This is a genomic window from Nonomuraea sp. B12E4 (assembly GCF_039871825.1).
Taxonomy (GTDB): domain Bacteria; phylum Actinomycetota; class Actinomycetes; order Streptosporangiales; family Streptosporangiaceae; genus Nonomuraea.
Window position 1 is genome coordinate 144,730 of the sequence record NZ_JBDPME010000005.1, and the last position, 16,443, is coordinate 161,172.

The window sequence follows — 16,443 nt, forward strand, 5'->3', positions numbered from 1 at the left end:
GGCGCCTCCCGGGCGCGGGCGAGGCGCCGCCGGTCAGGTGCCGTCCATGGCCCGGGCCAGGCCGGCCGGGCGCATGTCCGTCCAATGTGTCTCGACGTACTCCAGGCACGACTCGCGCGCCGCCGGGCCGTGCACGTCGCGCCATCCCTCGGGCACCGGTATCCAGGCAGGCCACAGGGCGTGCTGGGCCTCGTCGTTGACGACGACGAGATAGTCGGAGCCGGGGTCCTCGAACGGGTTCGTCATGACAGCTTCTCCCTCACTATGCGGGCGATGTGGGCGAGCGGCCCCGGATCGGCCAGCTCGAAGTGCTCGCAGTCGACGGTGTGGTTCTCGATGACGCCGCCGACATGGGGACGCCACCGGGAGACGTCCAGCCCCGAGCCGTCCTTGTCCGCGCCCGCCGTGACGAACAGCAGGTCGCCGTCGAAGTACGGATGCGGGTCGGTCCGGATCAGGCGTTCGGCGTTGATCGCGACGTCGATCATCGCGGAGACGGTCGTCTCCTCCAGCTCGGCCATCGCCCCTCCGCCCGCGCGCAGGTAACGCACGACGCCCCGCCGGTCGAGAGGCCCCTGCGCGGCGTGCCCGGCCAGGCGCAGCAGGAACCGCAGGGCGTCCTGCTCGTCGTCGCCGCTCTCGGGCTCCTCACCGGGCAGCAGCGGGTACGCGTCGAGCACGGCCAGCAACTCCACCCGCTCGCCCTCGCCCCGCAACCTGGCGGCCATGGCATGCGCGACGACACCGCCGAAGGACCAGCCGAGCAGCCGGTACGGCCCAGCGGGTCGCACCGTGCGGATGGCCGCGACGTACTCGGCGGCCATCTCGTCCAGACTGGCGGGAAGCGGCCCCGTCCCGGCCAGGCCGCGCGCCTGCAGCCCGTAGACCGGCGCGTCCACCAGCCCCGCCAGCCCCGTGAAGCACCAGGCGAGCCCGAACAGCGGATGCACGCAGAACAGCGGCGCCCCCTCCCCGCCCGTCCTGATCGGCAGCAGCACGTCCAGGGCGTGCCCGGGGCGGTAGGGGGAGCTCACCCGCTCGGCGAGCGCGGCGGCCGTCGGAGCCTCGAACACGGTCCTGACCGGCAGCCGCACCCCGAACTCGGCCCGAATCCTGTTGATCAGCGTCCCGGCGAGCAGCGAGTGGCCGCCCAGCTCGAAGAAGCTCTCGTCCGGGCGGGGCAGGGGGACACCGAGCACGTCGGCGAACAGCCCGCACAGCCCGGCCTCGACCCCGGCGGCCCCGGACGGCTCGTGGCGTGGCACCGCCGCGAGCCGCGCCCACGCCGCGTGCGCCATCGGCTCGACCGCCAGCCCGCTGAGCCGGGTGCCCGGCTCGCGCGCCACCGTGCCCAGCAGGTCCGCCAGGCAGGCGGCGACCCGCTCCGCCGCACCCCGGGTGAACAGATCGGTACGGTACTCGATCGCCCCGTCGCCCTCCTCCGACACCGACACCGCCAGATCGAACTTGGCGGTGGCCGTGCCCGCCTCCTCGGGCACCACGGTCACCCCCGCCAGCGGTTCGAGCGGCCGCCCGGCCGGGTGGTAGGCGACCATGACCTGGAACAGCGGATGCCAGGCGGGCGACCTGACCGGGGCGACCGCCTGCACCACCTGGTCGAAGGGCACGTCGGCGTGGTCGAAGGCAGCCAGGTCGGTGCGGCGTACGCGGTCGAGGAGTTCGGTGAAGGTGGGGTCTCCGCCGGTGTCGGTGCGCAGGACGAGGGTGTTGACGAAGAACCCGACCAGGTCGGTGAGGGTTTCGTCGGGGCGTCCGGCGATGGGGGTGCCGATGGGGATGTCGGTGCCCGCGCCCAGCCTGGTGAGCAGGGCGGCCACCGCCGCGTGTACCACCATGAACATCGTGGCCCCGCTGTCCCGGGCCAGCTCGGCCAGCGCGGCGCGGGTCCCGGCGGGCAGGTGGAAGTGGGCCACGTCGCCCTCGGCGGTGGCCACGGGCGGGCGGGGCAGGTCGTGCGGGAGCCGGGGGTGCGCGGGCAGGCCGTCGAGGGTCCGCCGCCAGAAGGCGAGCTGCTCCCGCTCCTCGGTCTCCTGCTGCCGGCGGGCGTAGTCGGCGTACTGCACCGGCAGCGGCTCCCACTCCGGCGCCCGGCCCGCCGCCCGCGCCCGGTAGGCGGCGGCCAGGTCGGTCCAGAGCGGGCCGACCGACCACTCGTCGCAGGCGATGTGGTGCAGCAGCACGAGCAGCACGTGCTCGTCCGGCCCGTCGGCGTGCAGCCAGGCCCGGATCGGCAGCTCGCCGGCCAGATCGAAACCGTGGTCGGGACGGCCGGGCCCGGGGTCGAAGGCCGGCCGCGCCCGCGCCTCGCCGGGATCGAGGACCCGCTGGTAGGGGCCGTCGTCGTCCTCGGCGATGAGTGTTCTGAGCACCTCGTGCCTGGCCACGACGTCGGCCAGGGCGGCGCGGAGCGCGCCGGGGTCCAGCGGGCCGCGCAGCCGTACGGACAGGGGCACGTTGTAGGTGGCCGACGGACCTTCCAGGGTGTGCAGGAACCACAACCGCCGCTGTGCGGACGACAGCGGGATCCGTGTCCCGCGCGGCCGCGCGACCAGCGCGGGCCGGGCCCGCCCGCGGGCGGTGGCGAGCCTGCCCGCGAGCGCCGCGACGGTCGGGGCCTCGAAGACGTCCCGGATCGTCACGTTCCCGCCGAGCTCCGCCCGGATCCGGCTGATCAGGCGGACGGCCAGCAGCGAGTGCCCGCCAAGGTGGAAGAACTCCTCACCGACGCCGATGCCGCTCCGGCCGAGCACCTCCTCGAAGATCGCCAGCAGCCGCACCTCGACCGGCCCATCCGGCTCACGCCGCACAGCCTCACCCCGCCCGACGGCGCCGCGCCCTGCGGAATCGGTCTGCCCGGCGGCTCCGCCTCCCGCGTTGGTGTCACGGGTGGCGACGGTGGCGGGGTCGTCGTCGGCGGGGTTGTCGGCGGGGGGCAGGTCCAGGTCCCCGATCGGGCGCCCCGGCGCGGCCACCACCTGCTCCAGCACCCGCAGCAGCCCGTCGGCGACCTGCCGGGCCGCGGCGTGCTCCAACCGGTGCTCGATCGCGACCTCCAGGCGCTCGTCCGTCTCGGTGAAGGCGAAGGCCAGGTCGAACTTCGGGGCCGGCGGGCCGGGCTCCGGCAGCACCTCCAGCGGCGCCGGCCCGGTCCGCTGATAGGTGACCATGACCTGGAAGAGCGGGTTCCCCGCCGTCGAGCGGTCGGGGTTGACCGCCTCCACGACGCGTTCGAAGGGCACCTCGGAGTGCTCGAACGCGGCCAGGTCCGTCTCGCGTACCCGCCCGAGCAGCTCGGCGAAGCCGGGGTCGCCGCCGGTGTCCACGCGCAGGACGACGGTGTTGACGAAGAAGCCGACCAGATCCGCCAGGGCCTCGTCCGGGCGGCCCGCGACCGGCGTACCGATCGGCAGGTCGGTTCCCGCGCCCAGCCTGGTCAGCAGCGCCGCCACCGCCGCGTGCAGCACCATGAACACGCTCGCGCCCGCGCGCGCGGCGAGCGCCGCCAGCGCGTCCCGCCCGGGCACCTCGCGGACCACCGCCCCGCCCGGCCCGGCCGGCGGCAGCGGGATCCGGCCGGGCAGCCCGGCCAGGGTCCGCGTCCAGTACGAGAGCTGCGCCGGGAGGAGGGCGTCGAGCCGGTCACGTTCCCACCGGGCGTGGTCGGCGACCTGCACGGGGAGCGGCGCGAACTCCGGCGCCCGGCCCGCCGCCCGCGCCCGTACGGCGGCCGCGAGGTCGGCGACCAGCGGCCCGGCCGACCACTCGTCGCACACGATGTGGTGCATGACCAGCGTCAGCCGGTCCCCCTCCAGCCATGCCCGCAGCGGCGGCTCGGCGGCCAGGTCGAAGACGTGCCCGAGTTCCGGGGGCCCGGCCGCGACGACTGGGTCCGCCGCGTCCAGGACCACCTGGTACGGCCTGCCGTCCTCGTCACGGAAGACCGTGCGCAGGATCTCGTGCCGCCGCACCACGTCACCCAGCGCCGCCCCGGCCACCGCCGGGTCGAGCGGCCCCGGCAGCCGAACGGCCAGCGGCACGTTGTAGGTGGCCGACCGCCCTTCGAGCGCCTGCAGGAACCACAACCGCGACTGACCGGACGACAGCGGCACCCGAACCGGACGAACCACCGGCACCAGCGCGCGAACACCCCCGCCGCCGGAGGCCGCGCCGCCTCCGGGAAGCCCCGCGCCCCCGGAAGGCCAGGGGCCGGCGGAGGGCGGGGTGAGCGCGGCGGCCAGGCCGGCGGCCGTGGGCCGGTCGAACAGGGTCCGCAGCGGCAGCTCGGCCCCCAGCCGGGCCCGGACGCGGGCGATCACCTTCACCGCCAGCAGCGAATGCCCGCCCAGGTGGAAGAAGTTGTCGTCGATGCCGACGGACTCGACCCCCAGCGCCTCTCCGAGGACCTCGCACAACACCCGCTCCACGTCCGTACGCGCGGCCCTGGACCCGGCGGCCGGGCCTCCCGGCACGGGCAGCGCCTTCCGGTCCACCTTGCCGTTGACCATCAGCGGCAGGGCATCCAGCGTGACGAACGCGGCGGGCACCAGGTAATCGGGCAACCTGGCCGCGGCGTACGCGCGCAACGCCGCCGGGTCGCCCTCCGCCCCCGTCACGTAGGCCACGAGCCGCCGGTCGCCCGGCCGGTCCTCCCGCGCGAGCACCGTGACCTCGCGCACCCCCGGGCAGCCCGCCAGCACGGACTCGATCTCGCCCGGCTCGATGCGGAACCCGCGGATCTTGATCTGGCCGTCCGCCCGCCCGGCGAACTCCACCGCGCCGTCCGCACGCCACCTGGCGAGGTCGCCCGTGCGGTACATGCGATCGCCCGCGGCCCCGTACGGGTCCGGCACGAAGCGCTCGCCGGTCAGGCCGGGCCGGTCGAGGTAGCCGCGGGCCAGGCCGGCGCCCGCCACGTACAACTCGCCGATGACGCCGGGCGGCACCGGACGCAGGGCGCGGTCCAGGATGTAGACGCGCTTGCCCACGTCGGGATGGCCGATGGGCACGCTCACCAGGGCGTCGAGGTCGCCGGTCGCCGCCCACAGCGTGGAGTTCACCATCGCCTCCGTCGGCCCGTAGGCGTCGAAGATCCGGTGCCGCCGGGCCCAGCGCCGTACCAGCTCGGGGGTGACCGTCTCGGTGCCCACCAGCAGCGTGGAGCCGGCCGGCAGGGTGCAGTCCGGCGGCAGCGCGGACAGCAGCGCGGGCGGCAGGGCGAGGTGGGTGACCCGATGGCCGGTGACGTACTCGGTCAGCTCGGGACCGGCGACCCGCCGCTCGGCGGGCACGACCACGAGCGTGGCGCCGGTGCACAGCGCCATGGTCAGCTCCCAGAACGCCACGTCGAAGCTGATCGAGGCGAACTGCAGAACCCTGCTGCCCGGCCCGACCCCGAACCGCCGGACGGCGGTGTCCACCAGCGCGCGCACGCCCGCATGCTCCAGCACGACCCCCTTGGGCCGGCCGGTCGAGCCCGAGGTGTAGATGACGTAGGCCGGATTGCGAGGGCCCGGCCGCACCGGGACGGCGCCGCCAGGCTCCGGGCCGTGCCCTTCCGGGCATGCGGCGCCCGGCACAGGATGGCGCCGTTCCGGATCAGCGCCGCCAGGCTCGGGCAGGTCGTCCATGAGGAGTGGCGGCATGGGCACGTACCGGGCCGTTTCCCGGGTGGCCAGGAGCAGTGCCGGCCGCGCGTCGTCGAGCATCGACGCGATGCGCTCGGCCGGGTGGGCGGGGTCGATCGGCAAGTAGGCGGCGCCCGCCTTGGCCACCGCCAGCACGCCGACCACCATCCGCAGGTCGCGCGGCAGCGCGATCGCCACGATCCGCTCCGGCCCGGCCCCGCGTGCGGCGAGCGCGGCGGCCAGGCGCTCCGCCCGCGCGTCCAGCTCCGCGTAGGTCAGCCGGTCGTCCTCGCAGATCGCCGCCACCGCCTCGGGCGTGGCCCTGACCCGCGCCTCGAACAGCTCCGGCAATGTCCGGTACGGCTCGGCGGCACCGGTGTCGTTCCACTCGGCGAGGATCGTCCGCAACTCCTCCGGCGCGAGGACCGGCTGCTCGCTGACCCGCGCGTCCGGCTTCTCGGCCACGTGGGCCAGCACCCGGACCAGCATGCCGGCGATCCGCCCGGCCGCCCCGTGCCGATGCTCGACCAGGAGGTCCAGCCCATCGCCACGCTCGGTGAAGGTGACACCCAGGTCGAACTTGGCCGGGCCCGCCGGCGCGGGCTCCTCGACGGCGTCGAACGCGCCCGGCGTCCCCGCGGGCGTCGCGGCGGCCGGATGGTAGGCGACCGCCACCTGGAACAGCGGGTTCCCGCTGCCCCGGACGGGGTTGACCGCCTGCACCACCTGGTCGAAGGGCACGTCGGCGTGGTCGAAGGCGGTCAGGTCGGTGCGGCGTACGCGGTCGAGGAGTGCGGTGAAGGTGGGGTCTCCGCCGGTGTCGGTGCGCAGGACGAGGGTGTTGACGAAGAACCCGACCAGGTCGGTGAGGGTTTCGTCGGGGCGTCCGGCGATGGGGGTGCCGATGGGGATGTCGGTGCCCGCGCCCAGCCTGGTGAGCAGGGCGGCCACCGCCGCGTGTACCACCATGAACATCGTGGCCCCGCTGTCCCGGGCCAGCTCGGCCAGCGCCCGCCGCAGCCCGGGGGAGAGGCCGACCGTGGCGGCACCCCGGTCCCCGCTCCAGGCGGGCAGCTCCAGCCGCTCGGGCAGCCCGGCGAGGGCGCCGGTCCAGTAGCCGAGCTGCCGGTCCATCAGCTCGCCCAGTGACCCCCGCTGCCACAGCGCGTAGTCGGCGTACTGCACGGGCAGCGGCCGCCATTCCGGCGCCCGGCCCGCCGCCCGCGCCCGGTAGGCGGCGGTCAGGTCGGACAGGAGCGGCTCCAGCGACCACTCGTCGCACGCGATGTGGTGCAGCAGCAGCGTCAGCCGGTCCGCCTCCAGCCACACCCGCAGCGGCGGCTCGGCGGCCAGGTCGAAGGGCCGGTCGAGGTCGGGCGGCCCCGCCTCCACGACCGGGCTCACCCCGTCCAGGATCACCTGGTACGGCTCCCCGTCGTGCTCGCCGAACACCGTCCGCAGCACCTCGTGCCGGGCCACCACGTCACCCAGGGCCCGCCGCAGCACGTCGGCGTCCAGCCGCTCGCGCAGGCGCAGGATCAGCGGCACGGTGTAGGCGGCGGACGGGCCGTCGAGCTTGTGCAGGAACCACAACCGCCGCTGCGCGTGGGAGAGCGGCGGCCGGGCCGGACGCGCCCGGGCGGCCGGCGGCGCCACCGGCGCGGGCCGGTCCGCCGCGCCGAGGAGCCCGGCGAGCCCGGCGACGGTCGGCGCGGCGAAGACGTCGCCCAGCGACACCTCGGCCGCCATGACCGACCTGATCCTGGCGGCGAGCCGCGCGGCGAGCAGCGAGTGCCCGCCCAGCCGGAAGAAGTCGTCGCCGACGCCGACCTCACCGAGCCCGAGCACCTCGGCGAACAACCGGCCCAGGGTCCGCTCGGCCTCCGTACGGGGTTCGGCCGGGCCATCGGGCGCGCCGCCGGGCACGCCGCGCACGGACGGTTCCCGCATCGGGGCCACCACGAGCTCCGAGAGAGGCCGGTCGGGCCGGGCCGCCGCCTGGCCGATCAGGTGGACCAGGCGGGCGGCGAGCCCCTCCGCGGTCGCGGCGTCGAACAGGTCGGTACGGAACTCCAGCCGCCCCCCGTCCGGCCCGAACACGAACGTCAGGTCGAACTTGGCCACCGCCAGATCGATCTCCTCGACGGGCAGGCCGGAGTCGTGCTCATAGGTCACCATCACCTGGAACAGCGGGTGCCGGCCGGGCACGCGGACCGGCCGCAGCCCCTCCACCAGCAGGTCGAAGGGAATCTCGGCGTGGTCGAAGGCGGTCAGGTCGGTGCGGCGTACGCGGTCGAGGAGTGCGGTGAAGGTGGGGTCTCCGCCGGTGTCGGTGCGCAGGACGAGGGTGTTGACGAAGAACCCGACCAGGTCGGTGAGGGTTTCGTCGGGGCGTCCGGCGATGGGGGTGCCGACGGGGATGTCGGTGCCCGCGCCCAGCCTGGTGAGCAGGGCGGCCACCGCCGCGTGCACCACCATGAACGCCGTGCACCCGGAACGCCGCGCCAGCCCGGCCACCGCCGCCCCCGGCAGGTCGAAGTCGATGGTGGCGCCATGCCAGGAGACCCGTTCCGGGAAGGGCCGGTCCACGGGCAGCGCGAGCTGCGGCGGGAGGCCGTCGAGCGCCTGGCGCCAGTGGGCGAGCTCCCCGGCCAGCCGGCTGCCCGGGTCGTCCGGGTCGCCCAGCAGCTCCCGCTGCCAGAGCGCGTAGTCGGCGTACTGCACGGGCAGCGGCTCCCATTCCGGCGCCCGGCCCGCCGCCCGCGCCCGGTAGGCGGCGGTCAGGTCCGCCACGAGCGGCCGCAGCGACCACTCGTCCCCCGCCACGTGGTGCAGCAGCAGCGTCAGCCGGTCCGCCGCCGGCCACACCCGCAGCGGCGGCTCGGCGGCCAGGTCGAAGACGTGCCCGAGGTCGGGCGGCCCCGCCTCCACGACCGGGCTCACCCGGTCGAGGACCACCTGGTACGGCTCGCCCTCGTGCTCGCCGAACACCGTCCGCAGCACCTCGTGCCGGGCCACCACGTCACCCAGGGCCGCCTCCAGCGCCGCGACGTCGAGGGGCCCGTCGAGGCGCAGGGCGAAGGGCATGTTGTAGGTGGCGGAGCCGCCCGCCAGCCGGTGCTGGAACCACAGGCGGCGCTGGGCGTACGACAGCGGCACCCGTACGGGGCGGTCCCCGGGGACGAGCGGCGGCCGGTCGGCCGCGACGCCGAGGCGCCCGCCCAGCTCGGCGACGGTGGGCGCGTCGAACAGCGTGCGGACTCCCGCAGCGGCGCCCAGCTCCGACCTGATCCTGCTCACGAGCCGGGCCGCGAGCAGCGAGTGGCCGCCCAGCTCGAAGAAGTCGTCGTCGATCCCCACCCGGTCGACGCCGAGCACCTCGGCGAAGAGCGCGCACAGCCGCTCCTCGCGCGGGTCACGCGGGTCCCGCCCGGCCCGCGCCCGCCCGGGGGCGGGCAGCGCGCGCCGGTCGGTCTTCCCGTTGGGAAGCGCCGGCAGCTCGTCGAGCAGCACGTACGCGGAAGGGAGCAGATGCCTCGGGAGCAGGCCTCGGGCGTGCTCGCGCAACTCCCGCTCGCCGACCTGCCCGCACACGTAGGCGACCAGGCGCCGCCCGCCGGTCCCGGACTCGTGGACGGCCACCGCGGCCTGGCCGACCCGCGGGTGGGCGGCGAGCGCGGACTCGATCTCGCCCGGCTCGACCCGGAAGCCGCGGATCTTCACCTGGTCGTCGGCCCGGCCGGCGAACTCCAGCCGCCCCTCACGCCACCGGGCCAGGTCGCCCGTCCGGTACATGCGTGCCCCCGCGGGCCCGAACGGGCACGGCACGAACCGCTCGGCGGTCAGCCCGGCACGCCCCAGGTAGCCGCGGGCCAGCCCGGCCCCGGCCAGGTACAGCTCGCCGGTGACCCCGGGCGGCACCGGGCGCAGCATCCCGTCCAGCAGCAGCACGCGTACGCCGGGGATGGGCGCCGCGCCGCCGTCCTGCCGGCGCACGTAGGCGTCCACGGTGCACTCCGTGGGACCGTACAGGTCGCGGGCCACCACGCCGTCCAGCGCGCACACCCGCTCCCAGAGCGGGCCGGGCACCGCCTCGCCGCCCACCGCGACGACCGCCGGCCGGTGCGGGCCGTCCTCCAGCGCCGGGATCAGCGAGGCCAGGTACGACGGCGTCACATCCACGTAGTCGATCCGGTGCTCGGCCACGTAGGCCGCCAGCAGCCCGGGATCCTGGTACGTGGTGTCGTCGAGCACGTGCAACTCGTGCCCGGCGAGCATCCACAGCAGCGGATCCACCGAGGCGTCGAACGAGAACGAGGCACTGTGCGCCACCCGCAGCCGCCGGCCCACGGCCGCCACGGCCGCGGCGATCACGTCCGCCTGGTGCGCGGCCAGCAGGTTGGCCACCGCCGCGTGCGTCACCACCACGCCCTTCGGCCTGCCGGTGGAGCCGGAGGTGTAGATCACGTACGCCGGGTTCCCGGGCAGCGGCGCCGTCGTGGACCCGGCCCCGACCCCCGGATCGTCCATCAGCACCAGCAGGTCACCCGCCGCCGGCAGGGATGGCGCCGTCGCCGCGTCGGTGACCACCACGGCCGCCCCGGCATCCCCCAGCATCAGCGCGATCCGCTCCGGCGGATAGCCCAGGTCAACCGGCAGATAAGCGGCACCCGCCTGCCACACCCCGAGGATGGCCACGACCGTGTCCAGACCGCGCGGCACGGCCACCGCCACCACGTCCTCCGGCCCGGCACCGCGCGCACCCAGCACCCCGGCCAGCCGGCTCGCCCGATCGGCCAGCTCGGCGTAGGTCAACGCGTTCCCGCGCCCGTCCACCACCGCGACGTCATCCGCGCCGGCCGCACACCGCTCCCGGAAGACCTCGGCCAACGTGCCCGGGGAAACCACCTGTGCCGGGTCCGTTCGGGCGTGCTCGGGTTCGCCTTCCGAGCCCGCCCATTCCCCCAGCACCTGATCGCGCTCGTGCTGCTCCAGCAGGTCCAGCAGCCCGACCGGGCGCCCGGGATCGGCCGCGAGCTCCTCCAGCGCCCTGACGAGGCGCCCGGCGAGGCGCTCCGCCTCGGCGGCGCTCACCGACCCCTCACGGTAGGCCAGCTCCAGACGCAGCCGCTCGCCCGGCCGCACGCTGACCGTGACCGGGTAGTGGGTCGCGTCACGCTCCTCGACCCCGGCGACCACCAGCCCACCGGTACCCGCCGGCCTTGTTGCGGCGTCGCCCGCCAGGCGTGTTGTGGCGTCGCCCGCCAGGCGTGTTGTGGCGTCGCCCGCCAGGCGTGTTGTGGCGTCGCCCGCCAGGCGTGTTGTGGCGTCGCCCGCCAGGCGTGTTGTGGCGTCGCCCGCCAGGCGGTTCGGCTGGTTCTCGAACAACACCAGCGTGTCGAAGAGCTCCCGGCCGGCCTGGATCTCGGCCAGCCCGAGATGGTGGTGGTCGATGAGCCGGGCATGGGCGTCCCGCAGCCGGGCCAGGTGTTCGGCGACCGGGCTGCCGGGGCGCAGCCGCACCCGTACCGGCACGGTGTTGATGAACAGGCCGATCATCCGCTCGGCCCCCGGCACCTCGGGCGGGCGGCCGGCGACGGTGACGCCGAACACCACGTCGTCCCGTCCGGTGAGCAGACCGAGCACCAGCCCCCACGCCAACTGCACGACCATGCTCATGGTGGCCCGCGAGTCGCGGGCCACCGCCGCCAGCCGGGCGGTCAGCTCGGCCGGCAGCTCGCTGACCACCTCGCGCACCGCACCCGCCGCCGCCCCCACCAGCAGCGCCGGCTCATCGAACCCGGCCAGATACTCCCGCCAGGTCTCCCGCGCGGCCCGCTCGTCCCGCCCCGCCAGCCAGGCCAGATGGTCCCGGTACGGCGGCGCGGGCGGCAGGTCCGCACCGCCGTACAGCTCAAGGAGCTCCCGCAGCAGCAGGTGCAGCGACCAGCCGTCCAGCACCAGGTGGTGGTTGGCCACGAGCAGGAGGTGCCGTTCGGAAGCCAGCCGGACCAGCGTGAACCGCAGCAGCGGGGGCGCCGCCAGATCAAAGGGCGCCCGCCGATCCTCCTCGACGATCTCGGCCACCCGATCCGCGTCCGCCGCGTCCGTCAGGTCCACCTCGTGCCAGCGCAGGGCGGCGCGGGCGGCGATGACCTGCACCGGCTGACCGTTCTTGCGACGGCGGAAGGCCCCGCGCAGGATGTCGTGGCGGCGCAGCAGCGTTTCCGCGGCGCCGCGCAGGGCCGCGACGTCCAGCGGACCGCGCAGGTCGAGGGTGGAATGCACGGTGTACGGGTCGCTCCCGCCGTCCGGAGCGGTGTCGCGCCCGTCGCTTCCGCCGTCCAGGGCATGGAAGAGCAGACCTTCCTGGAGCGGTGTGAGCGGCCAGACATCCTGGACCTTCTTGACTTCAGGGGCGGCGTTCAAGCCAGAGTCTCCTCGAACTCGTCGAGTTCCTCCTGGTCGACGTCGACCAGGAAGGGACCGGAAGGGCCGGCGGCGGGAGGGTCGATGGCCCCGAGCGCGGCGAGCCACAGATCGGCCAGCTCGCGGACGACCGGCTCGGGCACCACCCGCGGCGCGTACGTCCACGTGGCCCGCAGGCTCGGCCCCCCGGGGCCCGCGACCACGAGGGCGTCGATCGTCACGGGGTGGGCGAGCGGAAGGCCGGGATCGGCCAGGTCCAGGAGGCTCTCCTGGCCGAGCACCATGCTCCAGTCGCCTCCGTCACCGGTGAACCCGCCGAGATAGTTGACGCAGATCCGCGGCCTGGGCAGGCGGGCGAGGACCGGGCCGGTGGCCGGGTCGAGGTAGCGGAGCAGGCCGTACCCGGCGCCCTTGGCGGGGACAGCGCGCAGGCGCCGGGAGACGCGGGCCGGAGTGTCAGCGCCGCCGTCCAGGCGTACGGGGGAGATGCTGGTGAACCACCCCACCGTACGGGACAGCTCCGCACCGTCCGCCAGGTCCTCGCGCCCATGCCCCTCAAGATCGACGAGCACCTCACGCCCACCCGGCCACCCACGGCGGGCCCGCTGCTCGACCACGGCCGACGCCAGCGCGGCGAGCACCAGTTCAAGCGTCACGTCGAGCCGGGCGGTCAGGGTCAGGCGAACGGCGGACCCGACGGTATCAAGCCGCGGGTCAAGCCCCCACAGCTCCGCCGCGCCCGCCGCTGCCGCGTCGTCCCCCGGCTCCGCCGCGCCGGTCAGCGTCGCCTTCCAGTACGGCAGCTCGGCGCGGCGGTCGAGGGCGGGCAGGGCGCGGGCCCAGGTTCTGAAGGAGGTGGAGCGGGTCAAGGGCATGCCTTCGTAGGCGTGTGCCAGGTCCTCGGCCAGCACCCGCCAGGACACCCCGTCCACGACGAGATGGTGCGCCACCAGGTGGAGCAGGCCGGACCTGCCCGGGCCCACGTCCAGCCAGACCGCCCGCAACATCACACCGTCCCGCGGCGCCAGCCCACCCCACGCCTCCGCCACCGCCTCCACCGGTAGGTCGCCGGCCGCCACGGTGTCCGCGCCCGCGGGCAGATCGCCGGCTGCCACCACGTGCAGCAGGGATGCGGCGGGCACCGAGCCGGGCGGTGGCACGTCGAGCCCGTCGTCGGTCAGCCGGGCGCGGAGGAGGTCGTGGTGATCCAGCACCGTCTGCAGGGCGCGGGTGAGCCGGTCGCCGCCCACTCCCCGGGGCAGGCGCAGCGTCATTGACTGGGCGAAACGGTCGATCTGCGGGCCACGCTCGCGTAGCCAGCCCATGATCGGCGTGGCGGGAACGGCGCCGAGCGCCGCCTCTTGAGGTTCGGCGGACGCTCCCTTGCCGGCCACGGCCGCGAGGGCGCGGACGGTGCCCAGTTCGAGCACCTGGCGGGCGGTGATCGCCAGCCCGGCCCGGCGCGCCCGGCCGGTGAGGTGGAGCGCGAGGATGCTGTCCCCGCCCAGCGCGAAGAAGTCGTCCCCCAGGCCCACCGACGGCAGCCGCAACACCTCGGCGAACAGCCCCGCGAGCGTCCCCTCGACCCCTAACACCCTGGCGGCGGGCCCCTGCTCCCCGCCAGCCACCCCGGCGATGCCCGCCACCCCGGCGGGCGCGGCGTTCGCGCCCGCCGCACCGGCAGGCGGGGGCTCGGGAGCGGGCAAGGCACGGCGGTCGAGTTTGCCGTTGGGGGTCAGCGGCATCGCGTCCAGGACCACGAACACCGCGGGCACCATGTGAGCGGGCAGCCGCGCGGCGACGTGCTCCCGCAACCCGCCAAGGCCCACCCCGGCGGCAGGGACGATGTAGGCGACCAGCCGGACCACCCCCGGGCGGTCCTCCCTCGCGGTCACCGCCGCCTGCGCCACGCCCGGATGACCGGACAGGACCGCCTCGACCTCGCCCGGCTCCACCCGGAAGCCGCGGACCTTGATCTGGTCGTCGGATCTGCCCGCGTACTCGACGACCCCGTCCGCCCGGCGGCGGGCCAGGTCGCCCGTGCGGTACATGCGCGACCCGGGCGGGCCGAACGGATCCGGTACGAACCGCCCCGCCGTCAGTCCCGGCCGCCGCAGGTAGCCGCGCGCCACCTGCACCCCGCCGATGTACAGCTCGCCGTACGACGCCGGGCGCAGGTCACGGTCCAGCACGTGAACGGTGGTGTGCCAGACGGGCCGCCCGATCGGCACCGTCCCGTCCGCGCTGCCCGGACGGCACCGCCAGAAGGTCACGTCCACCGCCGCCTCGGTCGGCCCGTACAGGTTGTGCAGTTCGCACCCGGGCAGGGCGGCGTGGAAGTCCGCCACCAGGTCGGCGGGCAGCGCCTCGCCGCTGCAGATCACCCTGCGCAGCCCGGCGCATCCGGCGGCGTCCGGGTCGGCCAGGAACGCGCGCAGCATAGACGGTACGAAATGCACCGTCGTGACCCGTTCCCGCTGGATCAGCCCGGCCAGGTAGGCGGCGTCCCGTTGCCCGCCCGGCTCGGCCACCACCAGCGTGGCCCCGGCGACCAGCGGCCAGAAGAACTCCCACACCGACACGTCGAAGCTGGACGGCGTCTTCTGCAGCACCCGGTCCGCCCCGGTCAGGCCGTACTCCGCCTGCATCCACCGGATCCGGTTGACGATGGCCTCGTGCGAGACCACCACCCCCTTGGGCCGCCCGGTGGAACCGGAGGTGTAGATGACGTACGCCGGATGCCGCGAATCCACCCGCGTGCCCGCCACGGCCCGCGCGGCCGGTTCGAGGGACACGGCGCGCAGCGTCACCACGGGCTCGGCGTCGGCCAGCATGAAAGTGACCCGTTCGGCCGGATAGTCCGGATCCACCGGCAGGTACGCGGCCCCCGCCTTCAGCACCGCGACCAGCGCGACGACGAGCTCGGCCGACCGCGGCAGCGCGACCGCGACGATCCGCTCGGGGCCCGCCCCGCGCTCCCGCAGCCGCGCGGCCAGGCCCGACGCCGCCCCGTCCAGCTCCGCGTAGGTCAGGGTGACGTCGCGGAAACGTACGGCGGGCGCGTCAGGCGTCGCCGCCGCCCGCGCCTCGATCAGTTCGGTCAGCGTCACCGGACCGGCTCCAGGATCGCGGCCGCCAGCGAGCTCGCGATCTCGCCCGCCCGCACGGCCGTGGTGGACAGCAGCGTGGCGGTCAGCCCGTGGGTGTGCTCGGTGGCGCCCTGCAGGTAGATGCCGCAGGACATCTCCGGCACGGTACGCACCCGGTGATCGCGCCCGACCACCAGCTCGCCGCGCTCGTCACGCAGGCAGAACCGCCCGGCCGCGCCGAGCAGGTCCAGCGGCTCCACCGGCCGGTACCCGGTCGCGTAGACCACCACGTCCGCGCGCAGCGCCTCGACCTCGCCCGTGACCAGCGACTCGACGTGGACGCTCACACCGTCGGAGTGGCTCTCCAGGCCGACGGCGCGAGAAAGGTTCATGACGCGCAACCGCTGGGCCCCGGCCACCTTCTCCCGGTAGGCGCGCCGGAACAGCTCCTGCAGCAGGTCGAGGTCCACGACCGAGTAGTTGGTGTTCGCGTGGTAGGTCATGATCATTTGCTTGACGTCGTGCGGGGCGTCGTAGAAACGGTCCACGGCCGCGGGGTCGAAGACGCTGTTGGCGAAGGGGCTGTCGTCGGCCGGGCTGTAGCCGTACCTGGAGAAGACCGCGCAGATCTCCGCGGCGGGGAAGCGGGTGTGCAGGTGCTCGACCACCTCCGCCGCGCTCTGCCCCGCGCCGACCACCACGAACCTGCGCGGCCGTTCGACCGGGAAGCCCGCCAGCCGGTACATCAGCTCCTGGCTGTGCCACACCCGCTCGCCCGCGACGACCCCGGCGGGCAGGACGGGGCGGAGCCCGGCGGCCAGCACGACGTTGCGCGCCCGGTAGGTGGTCAATTCGCCGCGCTGCACGGCGAGGTCGAGCTCCCTGACCTCGCCGTCCGCCTCCACCGGGCGGATGGTGACCACCTCCGCGTCATAGCAGACCTGCCGCTCGAAGCGCGCCGCCACCCATTCGAGGTAGTCGTGGAACTCCACGCGCGTGGGATACATGGTCTTCTGGTTGATGAAGTCGGCCAGCCGGCCCTTGGCGTGCAGATAGCCGACGAAGCTGTACGGGCTGGCGGGGTTGCGCATGGTGACCAGGTCCTTGAGGAAGGACACCTGCATGGTGGCACCCTCGATCAACATTCCACGGTGCCAGCCGAACGCCTCCTGCTTCTCCAGGAAGACCGCGGACTGCGCGGGGGACCCGGCCTCGGCGAGGGCGATCGCCAGGGCGAGGTTGGACGGGCCGAAACCGATCCCGACGAGATCGAACACCGG

General features: G+C 75.1%; 4 protein-coding genes. All 4 read right to left on the reverse strand.

Annotated features, from left to right (window positions below; genetic code table 11):
• Positions 1–33 precede the first annotated feature (33 nt).
• Genes ABGB18_RS14340 through ABGB18_RS14355 form a run of 4 tightly spaced genes read right to left on the reverse strand, consistent with a single transcriptional unit; the run spans position 34 to position 16,440 of the window.
• Positions 34–246 carry an MbtH family protein gene (locus ABGB18_RS14340; RefSeq protein ID WP_347695965.1) on the reverse strand — a complete coding sequence of 71 codons (213 nt, stop codon included), beginning with the start codon at positions 244–246 and terminating at the stop codon, positions 34–36.
• Complete coding sequence (locus ABGB18_RS14345; protein ID WP_347695966.1) at positions 243–12,074, reverse strand: amino acid adenylation domain-containing protein; 11,832 nt, start codon at positions 12,072–12,074, stop codon at positions 243–245. Before ABGB18_RS14345 ends, ABGB18_RS14340 begins: the two co-directional genes overlap by 4 nt.
• The gene (locus ABGB18_RS14350) at positions 12,071–15,184 is read right to left on the reverse strand and encodes an amino acid adenylation domain-containing protein (protein ID WP_347695967.1); all 3,114 of its coding nucleotides are present in this window, start codon (positions 15,182–15,184) and stop codon (positions 12,071–12,073) included. Before ABGB18_RS14350 ends, ABGB18_RS14345 begins: the two co-directional genes overlap by 4 nt.
• Positions 15,181–16,440, reverse strand: a complete 1,260-nt coding sequence (locus ABGB18_RS14355) for a SidA/IucD/PvdA family monooxygenase (protein WP_347695968.1) — start codon at positions 16,438–16,440, stop codon at positions 15,181–15,183. The genes ABGB18_RS14350 and ABGB18_RS14355 overlap by 4 nt, the downstream gene beginning before the upstream one ends.
• Positions 16,441–16,443 lie beyond the last annotated feature (3 nt).